Source organism: Nonomuraea sp. NPDC048881, from assembly GCF_040649795.1.
In the GTDB taxonomy this organism is placed as follows: Bacteria; Actinomycetota; Actinomycetes; order Streptosporangiales; family Streptosporangiaceae; genus Nonomuraea.
This window is the reverse complement of sequence record NZ_JBEZGC010000008.1, coordinates 152,616-174,804: the sequence shown is the minus strand read 5'-3', so window position 1 is coordinate 174,804 and position 22,189 is coordinate 152,616. Positions and strand designations below refer to the sequence as shown.

19 protein-coding genes and 1 pseudogene are annotated in these 22,189 nt (G+C 72.0%); 11 read left to right on the top strand and 9 right to left on the bottom strand.

Annotated features, from left to right (window positions below; genetic code table 11):
• Window positions 1–14 precede the first annotated feature (14 nt).
• From AB0C33_RS28005 to AB0C33_RS27985, 5 genes and pseudogenes are all read right to left on the bottom strand, one after another.
• Window positions 15–686 carry an urease accessory UreF family protein gene (locus AB0C33_RS28005; protein WP_358293159.1) on the bottom strand — a complete coding sequence of 224 codons (672 nt, stop codon included), beginning with the start codon at window positions 684–686 and terminating at the stop codon, window positions 15–17.
• Entirely contained in the window at window positions 683–2,407 is a 1,725-nt protein-coding gene (ureC, locus tag AB0C33_RS28000; protein ID WP_358293157.1) for an urease subunit alpha, read from the bottom strand. The genes AB0C33_RS28005 and ureC overlap by 4 nt, the downstream gene beginning before the upstream one ends.
• 226 nt (window positions 2,408–2,633) lie before the next feature.
• Window positions 2,634–2,939 (bottom strand): annotated as a pseudogene (locus AB0C33_RS27995) (urease subunit beta); the annotation flags it as partial.
• A gap of 31 nt (window positions 2,940–2,970) precedes the next feature.
• Entirely contained in the window at window positions 2,971–3,276 is a 306-nt protein-coding gene (locus tag AB0C33_RS27990) for an urease subunit gamma (RefSeq protein ID WP_352330244.1), read from the bottom strand.
• A 9-nt stretch (window positions 3,277–3,285) separates the two neighbouring features.
• Window positions 3,286–4,218 (bottom strand): urea transporter, encoded by a 933-nt coding sequence (locus tag AB0C33_RS27985; RefSeq protein WP_358293155.1) that lies wholly within the window; start codon window positions 4,216–4,218, stop codon window positions 3,286–3,288.
• Between the two features lie 225 nt (window positions 4,219–4,443).
• Here AB0C33_RS27985 and AB0C33_RS27980 point away from each other — a divergent pair, with 225 nt between their 5' ends.
• Genes AB0C33_RS27980 through AB0C33_RS27965 form a run of 4 tightly spaced genes read left to right on the top strand, consistent with a single transcriptional unit; the run spans window position 4,444 to window position 8,459 of the window.
• Window positions 4,444–5,661, top strand: a complete 1,218-nt coding sequence (locus tag AB0C33_RS27980; protein WP_358293152.1) for an ammonium transporter — start codon at window positions 4,444–4,446, stop codon at window positions 5,659–5,661.
• Window positions 5,661–6,053, top strand: a complete 393-nt coding sequence (locus tag AB0C33_RS27975; RefSeq protein ID WP_358293150.1) for a CrcB family protein — start codon at window positions 5,661–5,663, stop codon at window positions 6,051–6,053. The genes AB0C33_RS27980 and AB0C33_RS27975 overlap by 1 nt, the downstream gene beginning before the upstream one ends.
• On the top strand, window positions 6,050–6,427 hold the full coding sequence (gene crcB, locus AB0C33_RS27970; RefSeq protein ID WP_358293148.1) for a fluoride efflux transporter CrcB: 378 nt from the start codon (window positions 6,050–6,052) through the stop codon (window positions 6,425–6,427). Before AB0C33_RS27975 ends, crcB begins: the two co-directional genes overlap by 4 nt.
• A 22-nt stretch (window positions 6,428–6,449) precedes the next feature.
• Window positions 6,450–8,459: an APC family permease gene (locus AB0C33_RS27965; protein ID WP_358293145.1), complete on the top strand. Its 2,010-nt coding sequence runs from the start codon at window positions 6,450–6,452 to the stop codon at window positions 8,457–8,459.
• Here AB0C33_RS27965 and AB0C33_RS27960 read toward each other — a convergent pair.
• Window positions 8,443–9,093, bottom strand: a complete 651-nt coding sequence (locus tag AB0C33_RS27960) for a biliverdin-producing heme oxygenase (protein ID WP_358293142.1) — start codon at window positions 9,091–9,093, stop codon at window positions 8,443–8,445. The genes AB0C33_RS27965 and AB0C33_RS27960 overlap by 17 nt on opposite strands.
• Before the next feature lie 255 nt (window positions 9,094–9,348).
• Between AB0C33_RS27960 and AB0C33_RS27955 the strand changes: the two genes are divergently transcribed.
• Genes AB0C33_RS27955 through AB0C33_RS27930 form a run of 6 tightly spaced genes read left to right on the top strand, consistent with a single transcriptional unit; the run spans window position 9,349 to window position 15,182 of the window.
• Window positions 9,349–10,185 (top strand): STAS domain-containing protein, encoded by an 837-nt coding sequence (locus tag AB0C33_RS27955; RefSeq protein ID WP_358293139.1) that lies wholly within the window; start codon window positions 9,349–9,351, stop codon window positions 10,183–10,185.
• Window positions 10,185–10,550: an STAS domain-containing protein gene (locus AB0C33_RS27950; protein WP_221762408.1), complete on the top strand. Its 366-nt coding sequence runs from the start codon at window positions 10,185–10,187 to the stop codon at window positions 10,548–10,550. The genes AB0C33_RS27955 and AB0C33_RS27950 overlap by 1 nt, the downstream gene beginning before the upstream one ends.
• Window positions 10,551–10,558: 8 nt before the next feature.
• Window positions 10,559–10,942: an anti-sigma regulatory factor gene (locus AB0C33_RS27945; protein ID WP_358011053.1), complete on the top strand. Its 384-nt coding sequence runs from the start codon at window positions 10,559–10,561 to the stop codon at window positions 10,940–10,942.
• Complete coding sequence (locus AB0C33_RS27940) at window positions 10,930–11,931, top strand: ATP-binding SpoIIE family protein phosphatase (RefSeq protein ID WP_358293137.1); 1,002 nt, start codon at window positions 10,930–10,932, stop codon at window positions 11,929–11,931. The genes AB0C33_RS27945 and AB0C33_RS27940 overlap by 13 nt, the downstream gene beginning before the upstream one ends.
• Window positions 11,918–13,600 carry an ATP-binding protein gene (locus AB0C33_RS27935; RefSeq protein ID WP_358293134.1) on the top strand — a complete coding sequence of 561 codons (1,683 nt, stop codon included), beginning with the start codon at window positions 11,918–11,920 and terminating at the stop codon, window positions 13,598–13,600. The genes AB0C33_RS27940 and AB0C33_RS27935 overlap by 14 nt, the downstream gene beginning before the upstream one ends.
• Window positions 13,593–15,182: a fused response regulator/phosphatase gene (locus AB0C33_RS27930; protein WP_358293132.1), complete on the top strand. Its 1,590-nt coding sequence runs from the start codon at window positions 13,593–13,595 to the stop codon at window positions 15,180–15,182. Before AB0C33_RS27935 ends, AB0C33_RS27930 begins: the two co-directional genes overlap by 8 nt.
• Before the next feature lie 56 nt (window positions 15,183–15,238).
• Here AB0C33_RS27930 and AB0C33_RS27925 read toward each other — a convergent pair whose 3' ends face one another.
• The 3 genes from AB0C33_RS27925 to AB0C33_RS27915 form a co-directional block, all read right to left on the bottom strand.
• Window positions 15,239–16,600 carry a phenylacetate--CoA ligase family protein gene (locus AB0C33_RS27925; RefSeq protein ID WP_358293130.1) on the bottom strand — a complete coding sequence of 454 codons (1,362 nt, stop codon included), beginning with the start codon at window positions 16,598–16,600 and terminating at the stop codon, window positions 15,239–15,241.
• Between the two features lie 823 nt (window positions 16,601–17,423).
• Window positions 17,424–18,080: a response regulator transcription factor gene (locus AB0C33_RS27920; RefSeq protein WP_358293127.1), complete on the bottom strand. Its 657-nt coding sequence runs from the start codon at window positions 18,078–18,080 to the stop codon at window positions 17,424–17,426.
• The gene (locus AB0C33_RS27915) at window positions 18,077–19,537 is read right to left on the bottom strand and encodes a sensor histidine kinase (RefSeq protein WP_358293124.1); all 1,461 of its coding nucleotides are present in this window, start codon (window positions 19,535–19,537) and stop codon (window positions 18,077–18,079) included. The genes AB0C33_RS27920 and AB0C33_RS27915 overlap by 4 nt, the downstream gene beginning before the upstream one ends.
• A 176-nt stretch (window positions 19,538–19,713) precedes the next feature.
• Here AB0C33_RS27915 and lon point away from each other — a divergent pair, with 176 nt between their 5' ends.
• A complete protein-coding gene (gene lon / locus AB0C33_RS27910; protein WP_358293121.1) occupies window positions 19,714–22,074 on the top strand; it encodes an endopeptidase La in 2,361 nt (786 codons plus the stop codon).
• Window positions 22,075–22,189 lie beyond the last annotated feature (115 nt).

Sequence of the window (22,189 nt, the reverse complement as noted above, 5' to 3'; positions counted from 1 at the left end):
GGACGCTTCCCTTCTCAGGTGGTGAACAGCCGGGCCTCGGCCCGTTCGTGGGCGGCGCTCATCGTGTCCGCGAGCGGCGTGGCGGCGTGCAGGTCCAGCGGGCCGCGGGCGGCCAGGGCGTGCCCGGCGGCCCGCCCGATCGCGCCGGCCGCGCCGTACAGGGTGGCCTGGGCCTGGCGGAAGTCCAGCAGGCGCAGCCGTACGGCGGCGCTGACCCAGCTCGCGGCGAACGCGTACAGGTCGCCGGTCACCGCGTCGGCCTCCCGGACGCCCAGCCCGGCGTAGGCCGCGCCCAGCACGACGGCGTGGTTGCCCGGCGTGACCCTGGCCTCGACCAGCTCCGACAGGCGGGCCAGCGCCGGCGTCGCGAAGACCAGGGCGGCCGTGCGCAGGACCTGGTTGCCGGTCCTTGTGGCGGCGGCCCGGATCTCCCGGCCGAGCTTGACGGCGTGCAGCCGCCGGTCCACCTCGGTCACCGCGTCCCAGTCGCCGGCCGTCACCGCCCGGTGGGTCAGGACCAGGGCGGTGGCGTCGCCCGGCCCCGCCGCGTGCAGGAGCAGGTCCTCCAGCAGCGCGGCGACGTCCACCGGGCCGGCCTGCGCGTACGCCTCCAGCCCGTGCGAGAGCGTGTAGAGGCCGCCCGGGAAGGCCGAGTCGGTGAGCTGGAGCTGGGCGAGCAGGCTCATGCCAGGAAGAACAGGTGGTTCAGCGGCAGCTCGCGGGCCGGCGCGATGGTCGCGTGCTCGCCGTCCACCGTGACCTTGTACGTCTCGGGGTCCACGGTGATCCTCGGCAGCGCGTTGTTGCGGATCATGTGCCGTTTGTCCACCGTCCTGGTGTGGCGCACCTTGGCGATCAGCCGTTGCAGGCCGAGCCGCTCCGGCACCCCGGCGGCGATGGCGGCGTCCGGCAGGAACGTCACGTTGCTCTTGCGCTGCGCCATCCCCATCGCGCCGAACATCGGCCGGTAGTAGACCGGCTGCGGCGTGGGCAGCGACGCGTTCGGGTCGCCCATCTGCGACCAGTTGATCAGGCCGCCCTTGACCACCAGCGCCGGCTTGGCCGCGAACGACGTGAACGGCCACAGCACGACGTCGGCCAGCTTGCCGTCCTCCAGCGAGCCGACGTGCTCGGCGATGCCGGTCGTCCGGGCCGGGTTGATGGTCAGCTTGGCCAGGTAGCGCAGCACCCGCGCGTTGTCGTTGCGCTCGGAGTCCTCCGGCAGCCGGCCGCGCTGGTCCTTGCAGTGGTGGGCGGTCTGGAAGGCGCGGGTGAAGGTCTCCCCGATCCGGCCCATCGCCTGGGAGTCGGAGGAGAACATGCTGATCACGCCCATGTCCTGCAGCACGGTCTCGGCCGCGATGGTCTCCACCCGCACCCGGCTGTCGGCGAAGGAGACGTCCTCGGGGATGTCGTGGTTGAGGTGGTGGCAGACCATCACCATGTCCAGCAGCTCGTCGGCCGAGTTGATGGTGTACGGCAGCGTCGGGTTCGTCGAGGACGGCAGCGCGTTCGGCTCGCCGGCGATGCGGATCATGTCCGGCGCGTGACCGCCGCCCGCGCCCTCGGTGTGGAAGGTGTGGATCGCCCGGCCGTCGATGGCGCTGATCGTGTCCTCCAGGTAGCCGGCCTCGTTGAGGCTGTCGGCGTGCAGCGCCACCTGGACGTCGTACTCGTCGGCGACGCGCAGCGCGCAGTCCACCACCGCCGGGGTGGAGCCCCAGTCCTCGTGCACCTTCAGCGCGCACGCCCCGGCCTCGATCTGCTCGGCCAGCGCGGCCGGCAGGCTGGCGTTGCCCTTGGCCATGATGCCGATGTTCACCGGCAGCGTCTCGACGGCCTGCAACATGCGGCCGATGTTCCACGGGCCGGGCGTGCAGGTGGTGCCGCGGGTGCCGTCGGTGGGGCCGGTGCCGCCGCCGATCAGCGTCGTGACGCCGTTGGTGAGCGCGGCCTCGGCCTGCTGCGGCGCGATCAGGTGCACGTGCGGGTCGATCGCCCCCGGCGTGGCGATCATGTTCTCGCCCGCCAGCACCTCCGTCCCGGCGCCGATCACCAGGCGGCGGTCCACGCCGTTCTGGGTGTGCGGGTTGCCCGCCTTGCCGATCCCGACGATCCGCCCGTCCTTGATGCCGATGTCGCCCTTGACCACGCCGAGCACCGGGTCCAGCACGACCGCGTTGGTGATCACCAGGTCGAGCGCGATCGTGGCGTTCTGGGAGCCGGGGTCGGCCGCCATGCCGTCGCGAGCGGTCTTGCCGCCGCCGTAGACGGCCTCGTCGCCGTAGAAGCCGGCCGTGTGGTCCTTCTCGATCTCGATCACCAGGTTGGTGTCGGCCAGCCGGACCCGGTCGCCCACGGTCGGGCCGAACATGGCGACGTACTGCTTGCGGTTCATGGTGCTCATCGGCTCAGGCCTTCTTCTTCCTGGCGGCCGGCTTCTTGGCGGCCGGTTCCTTGGCTGCCGGTTCCTTGGGGGCGGCCTTCTTGGCGGCCGCCTTGCGCGCGGGCGGCTCCTTGCGCGCGGGCGGCTCCTCGCCCGGCGCGCGGACCGTGGCCCCCGGCTCCGGCTGGTCGGCGTACCCGAGCTCGGCCAGGCGGCGCAGGGCGCGGGTGCGGCTGTCCCTGGCCCGCAGGCCGCCGTCCACCAGTCCGGCGAAGCCGACGACGCGCATGCCGCCGGCGAACTCGACCAGGGTGACCTGGTGGGTGTCGCCCGGCTCGATGCGTACGGCGGTGCCGGCCGGGATGTCGAGATGCATGCCGTACGCCTTCTCGCGGTCGAAGCTGAGCGCCCGGTTCGCCTCGAAGAAGTGGAAGTGCGAGCCGACCTGGATGGCCCGGTCGCCGGTGTTGCGCACGGTCAGGGTGACCGTGGCGCGACCGGCGTTGATCTCGATCGGCTCGTCCCCGTACATGATCCGGTCCGTGTCCGTCATGGCGAACCGCTCCTTTCTGGTCGCGGCGGTGTCAGCCGCCGATGGGGTCGTGGCAGGAAACGAGCTTGGAGCCGTCCTTGAACGACGCCTCGACCTGCATCAGCTTGAGCATTTCGCGCACCCCGGGCATGACGTCCCCGGCGCCGAGCACCTGCTTGCCGAGCTCCATGCACTCGGCCACCGTCCTGCCGTCCCGGGCGGCCTCCAGGACCGCGACGCTGATCAGCGCCACCGCCTCGCTGTAGTTCAGCTTCACGCCGCGCTCGCGGCGCTTGGCGGCCAGGTCGGCGACGACGTAGATCAGCAGCTTGTCGATCTCGCGCGGTGCGAGGTTCATGAGCTCTCCTTAGGTGGAAGCGCGCCGGACGCCGGAGAACGCCGGGACCGCCGCCAGGAAGATCCAGGTGACCAGGACGAACGGCCAGGTCAGGGTGTGCCCGCCGACCGGCGCGAACAGGTGGCCGACGAACGCCGTCAGCACGGTCGCCGACACCACGCCGGCCAGCGCGTACAGCAGGCCGAGGAGGGTCGGCACGACGAACGCGCAGCACAGCGCGATGCCGGTGAGCACCGCGTTGTAGCCGTACAGGCCGGCGCCGATGTCGGCCGCGGGCGCGCCGAGCAGCACGGCCACCAGGATCCCGACGGCGCTGGCGGCCAGCGCGGCCCCCGCCACCCGCCACCCGGCGAACGCCAGGCCGATCAGGAAGATCAGGCCGACGTACCACTTGCCCTGGAAGAACACCTGGCCGACGCCGTTCAGCAGCCCCTGCCACAGGTCGGCGAACGTCACCGCGGTCCCCGGGGACGTCGCCGACGGCGGCGCCGCCAGGACGTGCCGACGCCAGACCCGCTCGTAGGCCGGGCCGCCGACCACCATGATCGTGGCCACCGCGCAGAACGGCGCCGTGAGCCCCGGCAGGTCGTGCGGCCCGAGCAGCGTCCTGAGCGCCGATGTCAGGACGCTGCCCATGATCGCGCCGACGACGACCAGCAGCAGCGTGATCCACCGGGTCTGGAAGTACAGCACCAGCGCGACGCCGATCAGCGTGCCGTTGAACCCTTCCAGCCCCGCGGCCACGCTCTCCCTGGACGCGCCGAGGAACCAGGCGGTGAGCGTGCCCACGGCGGCGCCGACCAGGCCGAACAGCGCGAACTGCCATCCGGCGGCGAGCAGCGCGACGACGAAGCAGATCGCGGTGCCCAGGTTGTTCTGCAGGTCCACCTGGCTGACGCCGCGGAGCGTGGCGAGCGGCAGGTCGGGCATCTCGGCGCGCATGTCCGCCTGCCTCCCTCGCCGGAACCTGGGTTGACGAGCGGCAGCATTCCCCTGCGGGCGGCGGGCCACGCGGCGGCGGCGGTTGGATGGACATTCTTTGCGAAAGCCGTCGAGGACTAAGAGCGCCTCAACAATGCACATGCCCGGCAAAGGCGCTTTATCGGGGAGTTTTGCGTCCGGTGCGCCCGATCATCTCTGTCTGGGGACAGGAAGGGAGGTCGGGCGATGCCGCCAGGGCTCAACACCGGCGATTCGGCCTGGGTGCTCGTGAGCGCCGCCATGGTGCTGCTCATGACGCCCGGACTGGCCTTCTTCTACGGCGGCATGGTCCGCGCCCAGAACGTGCTCAGCATGCTCTTCATGAGCTTCGTCTCGATCGCCCTGGTCACGATCCTGTGGTTCGGCTACGGCTACGGGCTGGTCTTCGGCCCCGACGTGGGGGGCGCCGGGGTGATCGGCTTCGGCGACCTGCGCTTCGCCGACATCACGCCCACGATGCTGCACGGCCGCGTCCCCACCTACGCCTTCGCGCTGTTCCAGCTCACCTTCGCCATCATCACGGTGGCCCTGATCAGCGGCTCGGTCGCCGGCCGGACCCGGCTCGGGCCGTGGATCGTGTTCTCCGTCGTCTGGGCGACGCTGGTGTACTTCCCGATCGCGCACTGGGTGTTCGACCGGCAGGGCTGGATCAGCCGGTGGGGCGTGCTCGACTTCGCCGGCGGCCTGGTGGTCGAGCTGAACTCCGGCATGGCCGGACTGGCCCTGGCCCTCGCGCTCGGCCCCGGCGTGCGCTTCCGCAGGAAGGAGCCGCCCCGGCCGAGCAACATCCCGTTCGTCATGCTCGGGCTGGGCCTGCTGTGGTTCGGCTGGTTCGGCTTCAATGCCGGCTCGGCCATGGCCGACGGCGGCATCGCGGTCAACGCCTTCCTGACCACCATGATCGCCGGGGCCGCCGGGATGCTGACCTGGCTCGTCCTGGAGTGGTTGCGGTACCGGCACTTCACCCGGCTCGGCTCGGCCACCGGCGCGCTGGCCGGGCTGGTGGCGATCACGCCCGCCTGCGCCTTCGTCAACGCCGAGGGCGCCCTGGTCATCGGCATCGTGGCCGCCGTCGTGGTGTCGTACGCGGTCACCTGGAAGCTCGTCCTCGGCTACGACGACACCCTCGACGTCGTCGGCGTGCACGGCGCGGGCGGCATCGTCGGCACGGCCCTCATCGGCCTGCTCGCGACCGGCGTCAGCGCCACCAGGACCAAGGGCCTGCTGTACGGCGGCTCGATCGAGGTGCTGCTCAAGCAGCTCGCCGCGATCGTCGTGGTCGGCCTCTACTCCTTCGTCGTCACCTACCTCATCGGCCGCGTCGTGGACCGGCTGTGCCGGATGCGCGAGACCGAGGCCGAACAGCTCGCCGGCACCGACGCGCAGCTCGGGACGGAGGACTGATGGCCGCCACCCGCCATCCGGCCCGCGCGCTCGTCCTGGTCGGGGTGGGCGGCGGCGTCGGCGCGGTCGCCCGTCACCTGCTCACCCAGACCCTGATGGGCGCCGACCACCCGCTGCCCTGGCCCACGCTCGTGGTCAACGTCCTCGGCTGCCTGCTGCTGGGCCTGCTCACCGGCGAGCTGACCCGCCACCCGCTGCACCGCATGCCGGTCAAGGCACTGCTCGGCACCGGCTTCCTGGGCGGCTTCACCACCTTCTCGCACCTGGTGGACGGCGTCCGCGAGCTCACCGTCGGCGGCGCGGCCGGCTGGGCGGCGCTCTACCTGGTGCTCAGCGTCGTCCTGGGCCTGCTGGCCGTCTGGGCGGGCCTGCGGCTGGGCGGCCGTCGATGATCCTCGTGCTGGTCGTCTTCGTCGGCGGCCTGATCGGCGCGCCGGCCCGCTACCTCGTGGACGCCGGCGTCACCCGGGCGGCCGGCAAGGCGATGCCCTGGGGCACGCTGGCCGTCAACGTCATCGGCTCGGGCGTGCTCGGCGTCCTGATGGGCATCGCCTCCCGCGACGCCCTGCCGCCGGCCGTGTTGTCGCTGGTCGGCACCGGGTTCTGCGGCGCGCTCACCACATTCAGCACCTTCAGCGCCGACACCTGGAAGCTGCTGGCCGCCGGGTCCACCGGCCGGGCGCTGGCCAACATCGCCATGAACCTGGTGCTCGGCCTGGCCGTCGTCAGCCTCGGCTACCTGCTCGGCAGGGCGATCGCCGGCTGACCGGAAGGAGGCGGGAACGCCCATGACCACCGCCTCCCCGTGGGAGCGGGCCAAGCGGGCCCTGGTCGGCCGGCCGCTGCGCACCCAGCACCTGGAACGGCAGCTCCTGCCCAAGCGGCTGGCGCTGCCGGTCTTCTGCAGCGACCCGATCTCGTCGGTGGCGTACGCGACCGAGCAGATCATCATGGCCCTCACCCTGGGCGGCCTCGCCCTGCTGCACGTGACCGGCTGGATCGCCCTGGCCATCGTGGCCATGCTGGTGATCATCATCGTGTCCTACCGGCAGACCTGCTACGCCTACCCGGGCGGCGGCGGCGCGTACGTGGTCAGCCGGGAGAACCTGGGCGTCAACGCCAGCCTGGTCGCCGCCAGCGCGCTGCTGGTCGACTACGTGCTGACCGTCGCCGTCTCCGTCGCCGCCGGGGTGGACGCCATCACCTCCTACGCGCCCGGCCTGAACCGCTGGTCGGCGCCGCTGAGCGTGGCCTGCGTCGCGCTCCTCACCCTGGTCAACCTGCGCGGCACCCGCGAGTCCGGCCGCGGGTTCGCGGTGCCCACCTACGCCTTCATCGCCGCGGTCTACCTGATGTTCCTGGTCGCCGCCTGGCGGCTGCTGACCGGCGAGCATCCCCGGGCGGTCAGCGCCGGCTTCACCATCGAGCCGCTCTACCAGCCTGTCGGCTTCGTCGCCGTCTTCCTGGTGCTGCGCGCGTTCGCCTCCGGCTGCACGGCGCTGACCGGGGTGGAGGCGGTCAGCAACGGCGTGCCCGCCTTCCGCCGGCCCAAGAGCAGGAACGCGGCGAACACCCTGGCGATCATGGGCGTGCTGTCGGTCACCATGTTCTCCGGCATCACCGTGCTGGCCCTGCTCACCCACGTCCGGATGACCGACCCCGACCACCCCGGCCGGCTCGCCGGGATGCCCGCCGGGTACGTCGAGCCCACCGCCCTGGCCCAGATCGGCGACGCCGTGCTCGGCCGCGGCGTCCTGTACGCCTTCCTCCAGGCCAGCACCGCGGCGATCCTGATCATGGCGGCCAACACCGCCTACAACGGCTTCCCCATGCTGGCCTCGATCCTGTCCGCCGACTCCTACCTGTCCAGCCAGCTGCACAAGCGCGGCGACCGGCTGGTCTTCAGCAACGGCATCCTGCTGCTCGCGACGGCCGCGGCCGTGCTGCTCGTCGTCTTCGATGCCAACAGCTCCCGGCTCATCCAGCTCTACATCATCGGCGTCTTCATCTCCTTCACGCTGAGCCAGGCCGGCATGGTGCGGCACTGGCAGCGGACCGGGCCGCGCTCGCCCGGCGTGCGGCGGCGCCAGGCCGTCAACGCGACCGGCGCGACGGTGACCGCCGCCGTCCTGGTGATCGTGCTGGTCACCAAGTTCGCCAACGGCGCCTGGCTGGTCTGCCTGGCGATCCCGGGCCTGTTCGCGCTCATGAAGGGCATCAGGCGGCACTACGACCAGGTACGGGCGGCCACCACGCCGGACACGCCCGTCGAGCTGCCGGGCGGCGCCCACGCCATGGTGCTGGTCTCCCGGCTGGGCAGTCCCGCGCTCCAGGCGGTCGCCTACGCCGCGGCCACCCGCCCGGCCGGGCTGGAGGCCGTGCACGTGTGCACCGACGAGGAGGCGACCCGCGAGCTGCGCGAGGGCTGGGAGCACTACGCGCCCTCCTCCGTGCCGCTGAGGATGATCGAGGCGCCCTACCGGACCGCCGTGGGCCCGATCCTGCGGCACGTACGCGACCGGCTGGCCCTGCACCCCGACCAGATCGTGACCGTCTACATCGTCGACTACGTCACCGGCCGCTGGTGGGAGCCGGCCCTGCACAACCGGCTGACCGCCCGGCTGCGGGACCGGCTGCTGCTGCTCCCCGGGGTCATGGTCACCCTGGTGCCCTACCGGCTGGCCTCGGGCGAGGGCCGGGCCGAGCGCCCGCCGCGGCTGCCCACGCGCCTGGCCGTCCTGGCCCAGGCGCCGGACGGCGGCGACGACCCGGCGCAGGCGGCTACGCCGCGGCCCTGACGACGTGCATGAGCTCGGCCAGGACCTCGGTGTTGAGCTGGTAGGCCAGCCGCACCTCGCCGATGATCCGCTGCCGCTCGCGCTCGTCGAGCTCCGCGCCGAGGGCGTCGAGCCGGCCCCGGTACTCGGTCTTGAACCGCGGCAGGCTGCCGACCTCGTCGAAGATGTAGAAGTCGACGCCGCCGCCGGCCCGGTAGCCGAAGATCTTCTGCAGTTCCATGCGGATGAACTGGCCGCCCGACAGGTCGCCGAGGTAGCGGGTGTAGTGGTGGGCGACGTAGCCGCCGGGCCAGTCGGTCATCTGGTGGATGCGGGCCTGGAGGGTCCGGGTGGCCTTGGAGGGGGCGACGCGCTCGCGCCAGGCGGGGCCGTAGATGGTGGCCAGGTCGCGTTCCAGGGCGGGCTCGCGGTACAGCTCGGGGAAGACGAAGCGGCCGGCGACCGGGTGGGCGGCCAGCTCCTTGGAGACGCCGTCGAGGGCGAGGTAGGCGAAGTAGTGCTGGGCGACCATCTCGCCGTACTCGTGCTCGGTCAACCGGCCGCTCATCAGCTCGGCGAGGTAGCCCTCGGACTCGGCCGACTCGTGGTCGCCCCAGGTGGCGGCCCTCAAGGTCTCGGAGAACGACGTCGTCACAGCACTTCCCCAACTCGCGCGAATGTTTCTGACACAGTGTCACAACCCTCGGAGGCTCCGTCAAGGTGATGGCGACAGCATGTCAGCAAAACTCGCCTCCGCCGTTCATCTACCCAGGAAGGCGGGGCTCAAGGGGGCATGCCTGGCGGAGCCGCCCGTCGCGCACAGTGGCGGGCGTCAAACGGTCCGCTACCTGGAAAAATCGCTCTAACATACGGTGACACCGTCACTCGCTAGCCAACCCAGGAGTGATCCTTGACCGTCCAAGCCGACGTCGCCCGGCGACGCATCGAAGAGCTGCTCCGTGAGCGCGAGGAGCAGATCCTCACCCGTTGGGTGCAGCTCGCCAAGGCCCCGTCGGACGAGCTTCTCGACATCTACCGCGCCCTGCGGTCCTCGCTCGATCAGGGCAAGGGAGACCTCGCCGACGTCCGCGGGCTGCTCGCGGAGCTCTCCCGCACCCGCGCCCGCGCGGGCCACCAGCCCGCCGACACCGCCCGCGCGGTCTTCGGGCTCAAGGAGGCTCTGTACGAAGTCGTCGAGGCCGACGGCGAGCCCGAGGCCCTGCGCGGCTTCATCTGGTTCTCCCGGCTCATCGACGACCTCGGCCTGCTCACCTTCGAGACCTTCGCCGACGCCCGCGAGAAGATCATCCTGGACCAGGCCGAGCAGCTGCTCGAACTGTCCACCCCGGTGGTCAAGCTCTGGGAGGGCATCGTCGCCGTGCCGCTGATCGGCACCCTCGACTCCGCCAGGACCCAGGTCGTGATGGAGAAGCTGCTGCAGACCCTGGTCGACACCGGCGCCGAGCACGCTGTGATCGACATCACCGGCGTGCCCGCCGTGGACACCCAGGTGGCCCAGCACCTCCTCAAGACCGTGGTGGCCGCCAGGCTGATGGGCGCCGAATGCGTCATCTCCGGCATCCGCCCGCAGATCGCGCACACCATCGTCACGCTCGGCATCGAGTTCGGCGACATCGTCACCAAGGCGTCGCTGGCCGACGCCCTCGCCCACGCCTTCAGGCACAGCGGCGTGCAGGTGACGCAGTCCAAGCACGCCCGCATCGCCGTCCGGGCGGAGGGCGCCTGATGGACCGGGTGCCCGTACTCAAGCTCGGCGACATCCTGATCGTCTCCATCCAGATCGACCTGGAGGACCAGAGCGTGCTGGCCCTCCAGGAGGACCTGGCCGAGCGGGTCGTCGCCACCGGGGCCAGAGGCGTGATCATCGACATCACCGCGGTCGAGATCGTCGACTCCTTCATCGGCCGCATGCTGGCCACCATCGCCACCATGTGCCGCATGCTGGACGCCCAGACCGTGGTCGTCGGCATGCGTCCCGCGGTGGCGATCACCCTGGTCGAGCTCGGCCTGTCGCTGGGCGGCGTGCGCACGGCACTGAACCTGGAGAAAGGAGTGGCGCTGCTCGACCACGTCAGGGGCGCCGCCACGTGACCGAGACGATGACGATCGCGGGCAGCGCGGACGTCGTGATGGTCCGGCAGATCGTGCGGACCCTCGCGATCGAGGCCGGGCTCTCCCTCGTGGACCAGACCAAGATCGTCACGGCGGCCAGCGAGCTGGCCCGCAACGCGCTCGTCTACGCCGGCGGCGGTGACGTGCGCATCGACCTCGTCGAGAACGGCCGGAAACGGGGCCTGAAGCTGGTCTTCAGCGACGAGGGCCCCGGCATCCCCGACCTGGACAAGGCGCTCACGGACGGTTTCACCACCGGCGGCGGCATGGGCCTCGGCCTCGGCGGCTCCCGCCGGCTGGTCGACGAGTTCGACCTGATCTCCGCCCCCGGGAAGGGCACAACCGTGACGGTGACCAAGTGGGCCAGGTGAACCCGGCCTGGGTGCGCGCCGAGGACCCGAGTGCCGTCGGCGCCGTCCGGCGGCGGGCGGTCGAGCTGGCCGAGGCGGCCGGCTTCGACACCACCCGCACCGGGCAGACGGCCGTGGCCGTCAGCGAGGCCGTCTCCAACCTGGTCAAGCACGCCGTGGAGGGCGTCGTCCTGGTGCGGCCGCACCCCGAGTCCCCGGCCGGCGTGGAGCTCGTCGCGGTGGACAAGGGCCCCGGCATGGCCGACGTGGCCCGCGCCCTGCGCGACGGCTACTCCACCTCCGGCACCCTCGGCATCGGCATGGGGGCCATCGCCCGCATCGCCACCGGATACGACGTTCACTCGGTGCCCGGCATGGGCACTGTGCTCGTCATGCATTTCACCGCCGAGGGCACGCCCGGCCCTCCGCTGCGCGCCAGCGGCCTGACCCGGCCGATCGGCGACGAGGTGAGCTGCGGTGACGGCTACGCCATCGCCGAGAACGGCGAGAGCACCACGGTGATGCTGTGCGACGGCCTCGGCCACGGCCACATCGCCGCCATCGCCGCGCAGACCGCCATCGAGCTGTTCGCTCAGGTCCAGGACCAGGAGCCGCTGTCGATCCTGGAACACCTGCACCGCGGGCTGAGCGGGACCCGCGGCGGCGCCGTCGCGGTCGCCCGGGTCGGCCGGGACACCGTCACCTACGCCGGGCTGGGCAACGTCTCCGGCTGGGTCGCCGACGCCGGCGGCCGGCAGGGCATGATCTCGCTGCCCGGCATCGCCGGTCACCAGGGACGCACGCTCCGCCAGTACGAGTACAAGATCCCCCCGTACGCCACCGTCGTGATGCACTCCGACGGCCTGACCGACCGATGGGACCCCGGGAACGTGCCGGGGCTGTTCGCGCGCACCCCCGCGGTCATCGCCGCGGGCCTGCTGCGCGAGGCGGGCAGCAGGCGTGACGACGCCTGCGTGGTGACGGTGAGGCCCGGCAATGGCGGCGACTGAGCTCATCAGGGTCAGGCTCGACACCGACCAGGACGTCTTCGTCCTGCGCCGCCTCGGCCGGGCCGCGGCCGAGCTGGTCGGGCTGGAGTCCCAGGACCAGATCCGGGTCGCCACCGCCCTCAGCGAGGTGGGCAGGGAGGCCTTCGGCAAGGGCGCCGCCGCGGTGATCACCCTGGGCGGCGACGTGCTCGCCATCACCATCCGCCACACCAGGCCGTCCGGTTTGGACCGCTCCGAAGGCGTGACGCTGGCCGGCCGGCTCGTCGACGACATCGCCCTCGGCGACGGCCACGTCACGATCACCAAGCGGCTGCGGCCGCGGGCGACCGCCGTCCCGCTGGCGGCCATCCGCGCCGACCTCGCCAAGCTGGCGCCGATCAGCGCGCTGGAGGAGCTGCGCGAGCAGAACAGGGAGCTGGCCGAGACCCTGGAGGACGTGCTGCGGCTCAACTCCGAGCTGCAGGAGACCAACACCGGCGTGCTGGCCATGTACAACCAGCTGTCGGCCGAGCTGGAGGAGACCAACAGGGGAGTCGTCGCCCTGTACGCCGAGCTGGACGAGAAGTCCGCCCAGCTCCGCGAGACGATCGACGCGCGCAACCGGTTCTGGGCCACCGTCAGCCACGAGCTGCGCACCCCGCTGAACTCCGTCATCGGCCTGGTCCGGCTGCTGACCGGCCAGGGCGGCGAGCCGCTGACCGAGGAGCAGGCCCACCAGATCGGGCTGATCGGCGACTCGGCGCAGACGCTGCTCGAACTCGTCAGCGAGCTGCTCGACATGGCCAAGGCCGAGTCCGGCCGCCTGGACCCGCAGCCCACGCTGGTCAACCTGGCGCGGATGGCCGGGCAGTTGCACGTCACGATGCGGCCGACCAGCGAGCGCGCCGGCGTGACGCTGAGCCACGAGATCACGCCGGAGGCCACCGAGCTGTACGCCGACGAGAGCATGCTGCTCAGAATTCTGCGCAACTTGCTCTCGAACGCGCTCAAATTCACTCAAAGCGGGCAGGTAGTGCTGGCCGCGCATGCCGACGAAGCCAAGGGCGAGATCGTCATCACGGTCACGGACACCGGCATCGGCATCTCGGAGGAACACTTGACGCGCGTGTTCGAGGACTTCTACCAGGTTCCCGGCTCGCTCCAAGTCAGGGCCAGGGGCACCGGCCTCGGCCTGCCGTACGCGCGCAGGCTCGCCGAGGCCCTCGGCGGCACGCTGGATCTCACCAGCACCCCGGGCGAGGGCACCACCGCCACCCTGCGGCTGCCGCACCAGAGCGGCACGCCCGAGGTCCAGCGCGTGCTGATCGCCGACGACGACGAGGTCTTCCGCGCCACCGCCCGCCGTATGCTCTACGGCTTCACCGTGCACGTGGACGAGGCCGCCGACGGCGCCGCCGCGCTGGAGGTCATGGCCGCCTCCCCGCCCGACGTGATCCTGGTCGACCTGCTCATGCCCCGCGTGGACGGTCACGTGCTGCTGCACCAGATGGCCGAGGACGAGCGGCTGAGCGACATCCCGGTCGTCATCGTGACCATCGCCCCGCAACACGCTCCCGGCAACCGGCCGGTACTGTCCAAGCACGGGCTGCGCAGGGAACAACTCCTGCAGGCCATCCGCAGCGCCCGCCAGGGCGAGAACGGCGGTGCTGGAGAGGACCAGGATGTCTGAGTCCGCACGCGTGCTGGTGGTGGACGACACCCCCACCAAGCGCTACATCCTGTCGAGCTGGCTACGACGGTCGGGCCACCAGGTGCTGGAGGCCAGGGGCGGCGAGGAGGCCCTCGGCCTGCTCGCCGCCAACCAGGTCGACCTGGTCGTCCTCGACGTCCGACTGCCCGACATCAACGGCTACGAGGTCTGCGAGCTGATCAAGGCCAACCCGGCCACCGCCTCCATCCCCGTCATCCAGGTGTCGGCCAACGCGATCACCCCCGCCGACCGCACCGAGGGGCTGGAACGCGGTGCCGACGCCTACCTGAGCGAGCCCATCGAGCCCACCGAGTTCGCCGCGACCGTCGAGGCCATGCTGCGCTACTACCGGGCGCGCTGGCGGGCCGAGCTGATGGCCGAGCGCCTGGCCAAGCTCGCCGAGGTGACGTTGCGGATGAACGAGGCCGAGACGTTCGACGAGCTGCTGACCGTGGCCGTCGAGGGCACCGCCGAGGTGCTCGGCCGCTACAGCGGCACGCTCGCCATGCTGCCCGACGGGCGGGTCCGGCGCTTCCGCGCCCGTCCCGGCGAGCCGGCCAGTGTCCAGCCCGCCGCCCCCGACGTGCTGGAACGCCTGTCCGAGCGGACGCTGAAGGACGCCACCAGGGCCCGGGTGTTCACCCTGGCCACCAGCGAATGGAAGAGCCTGCTGCCCGACGTGCGCGCCGAGGACTCCACCACCGGCGTGCTCTGCCGCACCAAGAACTCCCCGTCGCCGGTCTACCTGGGCGTCGAGGCCGTCTCGCCGCTCGACGCCGACGAGGTGAACCTGCTGCGCCAGCTCGGCCAGGAGCTGGCCCTGGCGCTGGGCGCGCTGCGCGCCTACACCGAGGAGCACGACATCGCGCTGACCCTGCAGCGCAGCCTGCTGCCCAGCCGCATCCCCGAGGTGCCGGGCCTGCAGGTCGCGCTGCGCTACCAGCCCGCCGTGGACAACGTCGAGGTCGGCGGCGACTTCTACGAGGTGCTGCAGGTCGACGGACGCGTGCTGATCGCCGTCGGCGACGTGGAGGGCCACTCCCTGCATGCCGCGACGGTCATGGCCGAGGTGCGCCACGCCCTGCGCGCCTCGCTCATCGCCCAGGTGGACCTGAGCGCCTCCCTCGACCTGCTCAACCAGATGATGCGGCGCTACCACCGGGGGCTGACCGCCACCGTGTGCCTGATGCTCATCGACCCGGCCACCGGCGAGATCGAACTGGCCAACGCCGGGCACATGCCGCCGCTGTTCGCCGGGCCCGGCAGCTCGTACCACACGCTGGGCAACCTGCTGCTCGGCGCGGTGCCCGAGCGGTACCAGGTGGACCGGCTCAAGCTGCCGCCCGGCGGCACGATGATGCTGTTCACCGACGGCCTGCTGGAGGACCGGCACATCCTGCTCGACGACAGCATGGAGAAGGCCAGGCAGCTCGCCGAGACCGTCGAGGACGACCTGGAGGAGTTCGCCGAGCGCATGCTGGCGGCGTTCGGGGCGCGCGAGGACGACGTGGCGCTCGTCGTCGTCCGCCGCACCCTCGACGCGGACGCCGCCGGCGCCTGAACGGCTGCACCGGCGTCTCGGCCTTCGTCAGCGGGTGCACCGGGGCCTGTACCCCCTCAGCGGGTGTACCGGTGCTTGGCTCCGGGTGGGAAGTACTCCGGGTCCCCGGCCTCGCGCAACCGGATGAACGGCATCTGCTGCGCCACCGGCACATAGTTCGCGAACTCGCTGTTCAGCCGCAGGAGCTGGGCCAGGATCGAGGCGCCCACCGCCTGGGCGACCTCGTCGGCAGGCTTCTCGCCGGGCATCAGCTCCACCGTGACCGTCAGGTGCCGGTCGTGGTCGGCGTCCTCGGCCGCCTCCATCACGAACTTGCCCGTCACTGACCCGCTGACCTCCGGCTGCTCCAGCCCCACCGCGATGTTCTCCGGGTAGACGTTCGCGCCGTAGTACGACAGCGTGAAATGGCTCCGGCCGAACACGTAGACGAACGGATGCCGCGGGCCGGCGACGTCCGACCGGAAACCGTGCCGCTCGGCGAACTCCAGCATGCGCTCGTACGGGATCACGCCGCCCTCGTCGGCGATGTGGTACCGGATCAGCGGCACGCCGTTGTCGCCGGAGAACAGCAGCGTGCCCTCGTGCTCCTCGAAGAAGCGCACCCGCGGGTCGTACTGGACCAGGGTCGGCAGCCGGGACTCCCCGAACAGCTCCCTGGCCGTGTCCGGGCGGCCGGACAGGAACCGGCGCAGCTCGACCGAGAGGGGCGTCTCGTTGCCGAGCACCCCGGCGTCCGCGGTGCCGTACAGCGAGGCGATCCCGCGCACCGGGTCGGCGATCCCGGCCCGCTCGGCCACCAGCGTGCGCCACTCCTCGCTGAACACCTCGCCCGCCGTGACCAGCTTGACGTTCCAGTCGGCCCAGGGGAGCGGCTCGGTGTCGATGACGTTCTTCAGGAACGGCGGATAGCCCAGCAGGACCACCTGGTCGAAGTGCGGCGCCAGCTCCGGCAGCACCCGGGCGATCTCCCTGCGGTCGGTGCCCGGCGCGACGACGGTGATCGGGTAGCCGCGTTCGGCCAGGTGACGGCAGCACTCGATGGTGAACAGGCCGCCCACCCAGGTGCCCAGGGCGAAACAGACCACGGCCAGCGTACGGCGTTCGCGGGCCCCGAAGGAGTCCCGGAAGACCTCCTCGAAGCGGGACGCGATCACCCGCTCGTCCGCCACCGAGCGCGGCCAGAACGACGGCGTCCCCGTCGAGCCCGAGGACACGGCGATCATGTCCCCGATCACGCCGTCCCGGCAGAGGTCGGGGAGCGGGTGACGGCGGATGTAGGTGTCCTTGGACGTCATCGGCAGCCGGCTGAAGCGCTCCAGATCGGTGATGCTCGCCGGCTCGACACCGTGCTCGGCCAGGAACGAACGGTAGGCGGGCACGGTGGCGGCCGCCTGATGGAAGAGCTCAAGGGGATCCATGGGGCACGCGCGGCCGACCGCCCGGAACCCTGCGCCCCGGACCAGCCCCCACGCCTCCTCCCTCCAAGAAGCGATCGTCTCCAGCCCCCATGGTGACACCACCCCCCCGCCCGCCACCCCTCCCCACCCAGCCCGCCTCCACCGCCCCACCGACGCCCAACAAAACGCCCTGTCTCGTTATGCACGAAACACTCCGTCCTATAAGCGCCCCGAACGCTCCGTCCCGCCGCGCCCTACCCGCGCCACCGCTGACGCTCCCGTCCGTGCTGACACCGCTGCCCGCTGACACCCCCGTCCCGCTGGTGTCCCTGTCCCTCTGTTGTGCCGTGGACTGCCTGGTGTCTCGTGCGGACCTCCTGGCGCCCCGTAGACCTGCCCCACCCGCTGGCGCCCCTGACCCCGCTGTGCCGCTGGCCGCGTCGTCTCCAACGCCTGCCGCCCAACGCCTGCCGTCTCCAACGCCTGCGGTCCCTAACGCCTGCGGTGCCTAACGCCTGTGGTCCTTAACGCCTGCCGTTCCGTGGGCGCCGTACCCGTGTGCGCTTCCCGTGCCTGCCGACCTGGTCGCTGCCGTGCCGCCGTACGTCCTGTTGTCTGTGGGGGTGGTGTCCAGGCGTTTCCGGGGTTGTGCTCCTCGGCTACGTCGTTCCGTGGCGTCGCTCGTCCCGCACTCCGTTGTGCCTGCCGTCCCCTGGGGCTGGTGGTCTGGTCGCCGTCGTACCGCCGTATGCCCGTCCTCGTGAGCGCGGTGTGCCGCCCCGGCCCTGTGGCCGTCCGTGTTCCAGCGCTGAGCTCCGCCGTACCCGGTGTTTCGGGGGACGGGTTACTCGCCGGGGCGGACGAGGCCGGTTTCGTAGGCGAAGACGATGGCCTGGGCGCGGTCGCGCAGCCCGAGTTTGGTCAGCACGCGGCCCACATGTGTCTTGACCGTCTGCTCGGCCACGAACAGCTTCTGGGCGATCTCCTGGTTGGACATCGCCTGGGCGACCAGGATCAGCACCTCCGTCTCGCGTTCGGTCAGCTCCTCCGGCCGCCTCCCCGACGGCGGACGGGGCCCGCCCAGCCGGGCGAACTCGTGGATCAGCCGCTTGGTGATGGCCGGCGCGATGAGCGCGTCGCCGGCGGCGACCACGCGGACGGCCTCGGCGAGCTGGGCCGCCGAGGCGTCCTTGAGCAGGAACCCGCTGGCCCCCGCCCGCAGCGCCTCGTAGACGTAGTCGTCGAGGTCGAACGTGGTCAGGATGAGCACCTTCGACGCCGGGCACGCCGCCAGCACCTCCCGGGTCGCCTCCAGCCCGTTCATGACCGGCATGCGCACGTCCATCAGCACCACGTCGGGGCTCAGCGCGACGGCCCGCGTCACCGCCTCACGGCCGTCGGCCGCCTCGCCCACGACCTCGATGTCCGGCTGGCCGCTCAGGAACACGGTGAACCCCGTACGGACCATTCCCTGGTCGTCGGCGATCAGCACGCGGATCACGCGGCGCCCTCCCTCTCCTCGATCGGCAGCCCTGCGGCCGGCCCGCTTGATGACTCGACCGACGGTTCCGTCGGCAACGCGGCGCTCACCTGGTAACCGCCGCCGCGCGTGGGCCCGGCGTCGAGCGTGCCGCCGAGCAGCGCCGCGCGTTCCCGCATGCCCACCAGTCCCTGGCCCGCGCCGGGCGCCGCCGCGGGGGAGCGGCCGGGGCCGTTGGCGACGCGCAGGCGCAGCGTGCTGGCGTCGGCGGTGATCTCGACGATGACGCTCGATCCCGGCGCGTGCCGCATCGCGTTGCTGAGCGACTCCTGCACGATCCGGTACGCCGACAGCCCCACCGCGGGCGACAGCCGCCCGATCGGCCGCCGCCGGTCGACCGCCACGGTCAGCCCCGCGTTGCGGGCGTTGGCCACCAGCTCCTCCAGCCGGTCGAGGCCGGGCTGCGGCGCGGTGTCGGTGCGGCCCTCGGGGTCGCGCAGCACCCCGAGGACCTGACGCAGCTCGTTGATGGCCTCCAGGGACAACGCGCGGATCTCGGCCAGCCCCGCCTCCAGCTGGGACGCGTCGCCCGCGGCCCTGAGCGGCACGGCCTCGGCCTGGATGGCGATCACCGACATGTGGTGGGCCACCACGTCGTGCAGCTCGCGGGCGATGCGGGCGCGCTCCTCCAGCACCGCCTGCGCGCCCTCGGCCTGCCGGGTGCGCCGCTCCTCCTCGATGAGCAGGGCCGTGGCGTTGCGCCGGGCGCGCACGTTGTAGCCGAACAGCAGGACGACCACGGCCACGCCGGCCACCACCGGCGTCGAGTCGACGTCGACGGCCAGGCACAACAGGACGGTGAGGATCCCGGCCCCCACCGTGATCCGCCGATCGCAGCGCACGCCCACGGAATAGAGCGCCAGCAGGTACGCCACCCCCACCGCGACCGGGTAGGGCGCGTAGCCCTCGTCCTGCCCGATCGTGAGGCTGGCGCAGACGGCGACGGGGGTCAGCACGGCGGCCGCCCGCCAGGCCGCCAGCGGCCACCGGTTGCGCAGCACCACGGGCAGGCCGGCGGCCAGGGCCGCGAGGACGACGGCGCCGCCCCAGAGCGGCGCGGGATCGCCGGGCGTGGCGGCGGCCCGCTCGTTCCACTCCAGGGTCGTGGACAGCGTCACGCCGAACAGCTCCACGCCCAGCAGGAGCTCGGCGATCTGCAACAGGCTGTACGTCTTCACCGGGACCAGCGGCGCCAGCCATCGGGGCACCGGCATCCGCAGCCACCGGGAACGCGGCCGGGACGGGGGATCGGCGCTGCCCGTCAGCAACGCGAGCGTGAAGGGCCGCAGCACGGCCAGCGAGGCCCGCCACAGCGCCACGGCGAACCGCCCGGCCGCTCCTCCGGACGACTCCAGAGGGCCGGTGCGCGCGTCGCCCCGGGAGGCGAGGGGCGCGGAGCGCCGGGCACGGTGATTCACCTGGTCAAGGATACGGAAAGGCGGGCGGCCGGACGTCAGACCAAGGTCTGATCCTGACGTCACCCTCAGGTATCACTTACAACATTACGATCGCCGTGAGCGAACATCGGCAAGGTTGGGAACAACGGCGCGCTCCAATGAATTGAGTCGGTATAACTCAACCCTTTGGAGTTCGCATGAGTGAGAGCTTGATCCTCCCGGTCCTGCCGCTCGACGACGAGGTCGTCCTGCCGGGCATGGTGGTTCCGCTGGACCTGTCCGACTCCGAGGTGCGCGCTGCGATCGACGCGGCCCGCGCGTCCGGTGGTAACAAGCCGCGGGTCCTCCTCGTTCCCCGGATCGACGGCCGTTACGGCGCCGTCGGCGTCCAGGCCGTGATCGAGCAGGTCGGAAGGTTGCCCGGCGGTGAGCCCGCCGCCGTGGTCCGCGGTGTCAACCGCGTGCGCGTGGGCACCGGCACCACCGGCCCCGGCGCCGCACTGTGGGTCGAGGCCGACACGATCGACACGGTTCCGGCCGGCGAGCGCGCCCAGGAGCTGGCCAAGGAGTACAAGGCCCTGGCCACCACCATCCTGCAGAAGCGCGGCGCCTGGCAGGTCGTCGACCAGGTCAACCAGATCGACGACCCCTCGGTGCTGGCCGACAGCTCCGGCTACACCCCGTGGCTGACCACCGCCCAGAAGGTCGAGCTGCTGGAGGCCGCCGACCCGGCCGACCGCCTGGCCAGGCTCATCGAGTGGTCCCGCGAGCACCTCGCCGAGCTCGACGTCGCCGAGACGATCCGCAAGGACGTCCAGGAGGGCATGGAGAAGCAGCAGCGTGAGTTCCTGCTGCGCCAGCAGCTCGCCGCGGTCCGCAAGGAGCTGAAGGAGCTCAACGGCGACACCGCCGAGAGCGAGGAGGAGGACTACCGGGCCCGCGTCGAGGCCGCCGACCTGCCGGAGAAGGTGCGCGAGGCCGCACTCAAGGAGGTCGACAAGCTGGAGCGCACCTCCGACCAGTCCCCGGAGGGCGGCTGGATCCGCACCTGGCTCGACACGGTGCTCGACATCCCGTGGAACGAGCGTACCGAGGACAACTACGACATCGCGGGCGCGCGGGCCGTGCTCGACGCCGACCACACGGGCCTCGACGACGTCAAGGACCGCATCATCGAGCACCTCGCCGTGCGCAAGCGCCGCCAGGACAAGGGGCTCGGCGTGGTGAGCGGCCGGCGCAGCGGCGCCGTCCTGGCGCTCGCCGGTCCTCCCGGGGTCGGCAAGACGTCCCTGGGCGAGTCGGTGGCGCGCGCGATGGGCCGCAAGTTCGTCCGGGTCGCGCTCGGCGGCGTACGGGACGAGGCCGAGATCCGCGGACACCGGCGCACCTACGTCGGCGCCCTGCCGGGCCGCGTCGTCCGGGCCATCCGCGAGGCCGGCTCGATGAACCCGGTCGTCCTGCTCGACGAGGTCGACAAGGTCGGCGCCGACTACCGCGGCGACCCCACGGCGGCGCTGCTGGAGGTCCTCGACCCGGCCCAGAACCACACCTTCCGCGACCACTACCTCGAGGTCGAGCTCGACCTGTCCGACGTGCTGTTCCTGGCCACGGCCAACGTGCTGGAGGCCATCCCCGGCCCGCTGCTCGACCGCATGGAGGTCGTCACCCTCGACGGCTACACCGAGGACGAGAAGGTCGCCATCGCCCGCGACCACCTGCTGCCCAGGCAGCTGGAGCTCGCCGGGCTGACCTCCGAGGAGGTCAAGGTCGACGACGGCGCGCTGCGGCGGCTGGCCGGCGAGTACACCCGCGAGGCCGGCGTGCGCTCGCTGGAGCGGGCGGTCGCCAGGATCCTGCGCAAGGTGGCGGCCAAGGACGAGCTGCCCGTCACGGTCGGCCCGGACGACCTGGTCGGCTACATCGGCAGGCCGCGGTTCGTGCCGGAGTCGTCGCTGCCCGAGTCCACCCAGCGCACCTCCGTGCCGGGCGTGGCCACGGGCCTGGCGGTGACCGGGGCCGGCGGCGACGTCCTCTACGTGGAGGCGTCGCTGGCCGACCCGGAGACCGGCGAGACCGGCCTGACCCTGACCGGCCAGCTCGGCGACGTGATGAAGGAGTCGGCCCGGATCGCGCTGTCCTACCTGCGCTCGCACGGCGCGGAGCTGGAGCTGCCGGTCACCGCGCTGAAGGACCGCTCGGTGCACGTGCACTTCCCCGCGGGCGCCGTCCCCAAGGACGGTCCCTCGGCGGGCGTGACGCTGACGACCGCGCTGGCCTCGCTCCTGTCGGGCCGCCAGGTCCGCGCCGACGTCGCCATGACCGGTGAGATCTCGCTGACCGGGCGGGTCCTGCCGATCGGCGGCGTCAAGCAGAAGCTGCTGGCCGCCCACCGGGCGGGCATCACCACGGTGCTCATCCCGGCCCGCAACGAGCCCGACCTGGACGACGTGCCCGAGGAGGTGCGCAACGAGCTGACCATCCACGCGGTCAGCGACGTGCGCGAGGTCCTCGACATCGCGCTGACCCCGGCCGAGGTCGCCACCACGGTCGCGGCCTGACGCCGCGCCCGGGGGCTGCCCCGGCACCGCCCCGCCGCACCCGGCCTCCCGGATGCGGCGGGGCGGCTCCATGTACGGGGGCCTGAACAAACGGCGCGCGAGGGGCCGGGAACGA

Excerpts from the sequence above, each read along its gene's own strand:
- AB0C33_RS28005 (WP_358293159.1), bottom strand. The coding sequence starts at position 686 with ATGAGCCTGCTCGCCCAGCTCCAGCTCACCGACTCGGCCTTCCCGGGC.
- ureC (WP_358293157.1), bottom strand. The coding sequence starts at position 2,407 with ATGAGCACCATGAACCGCAAGCAGTACGTCGCCATGTTCGGCCCGACC.
- AB0C33_RS27990 (WP_352330244.1), bottom strand. The coding sequence starts at position 3,276 with ATGAACCTCGCACCGCGCGAGATCGACAAGCTGCTGATCTACGTCGTC.
- AB0C33_RS27985 (WP_358293155.1), bottom strand. The coding sequence starts at position 4,218 with ATGCGCGCCGAGATGCCCGACCTGCCGCTCGCCACGCTCCGCGGCGTC.
- AB0C33_RS27980 (WP_358293152.1), top strand. The coding sequence starts at position 4,444 with ATGCCGCCAGGGCTCAACACCGGCGATTCGGCCTGGGTGCTCGTGAGC.
- AB0C33_RS27975 (WP_358293150.1), top strand. The coding sequence starts at position 5,661 with ATGGCCGCCACCCGCCATCCGGCCCGCGCGCTCGTCCTGGTCGGGGTG.
- crcB (WP_358293148.1), top strand. The coding sequence starts at position 6,050 with ATGATCCTCGTGCTGGTCGTCTTCGTCGGCGGCCTGATCGGCGCGCCG.
- AB0C33_RS27965 (WP_358293145.1), top strand. The coding sequence starts at position 6,450 with ATGACCACCGCCTCCCCGTGGGAGCGGGCCAAGCGGGCCCTGGTCGGC.
- AB0C33_RS27950 (WP_221762408.1), top strand. The coding sequence starts at position 10,185 with ATGGACCGGGTGCCCGTACTCAAGCTCGGCGACATCCTGATCGTCTCC.
- AB0C33_RS27945 (WP_358011053.1), top strand. The coding sequence starts at position 10,559 with ATGACGATCGCGGGCAGCGCGGACGTCGTGATGGTCCGGCAGATCGTG.
- AB0C33_RS27935 (WP_358293134.1), top strand. The coding sequence starts at position 11,918 with ATGGCGGCGACTGAGCTCATCAGGGTCAGGCTCGACACCGACCAGGAC.
- AB0C33_RS27930 (WP_358293132.1), top strand. The coding sequence starts at position 13,593 with ATGTCTGAGTCCGCACGCGTGCTGGTGGTGGACGACACCCCCACCAAG.
- AB0C33_RS27925 (WP_358293130.1), bottom strand. The coding sequence starts at position 16,600 with ATGGATCCCCTTGAGCTCTTCCATCAGGCGGCCGCCACCGTGCCCGCC.
- lon (WP_358293121.1), top strand. The coding sequence starts at position 19,714 with ATGAGTGAGAGCTTGATCCTCCCGGTCCTGCCGCTCGACGACGAGGTC.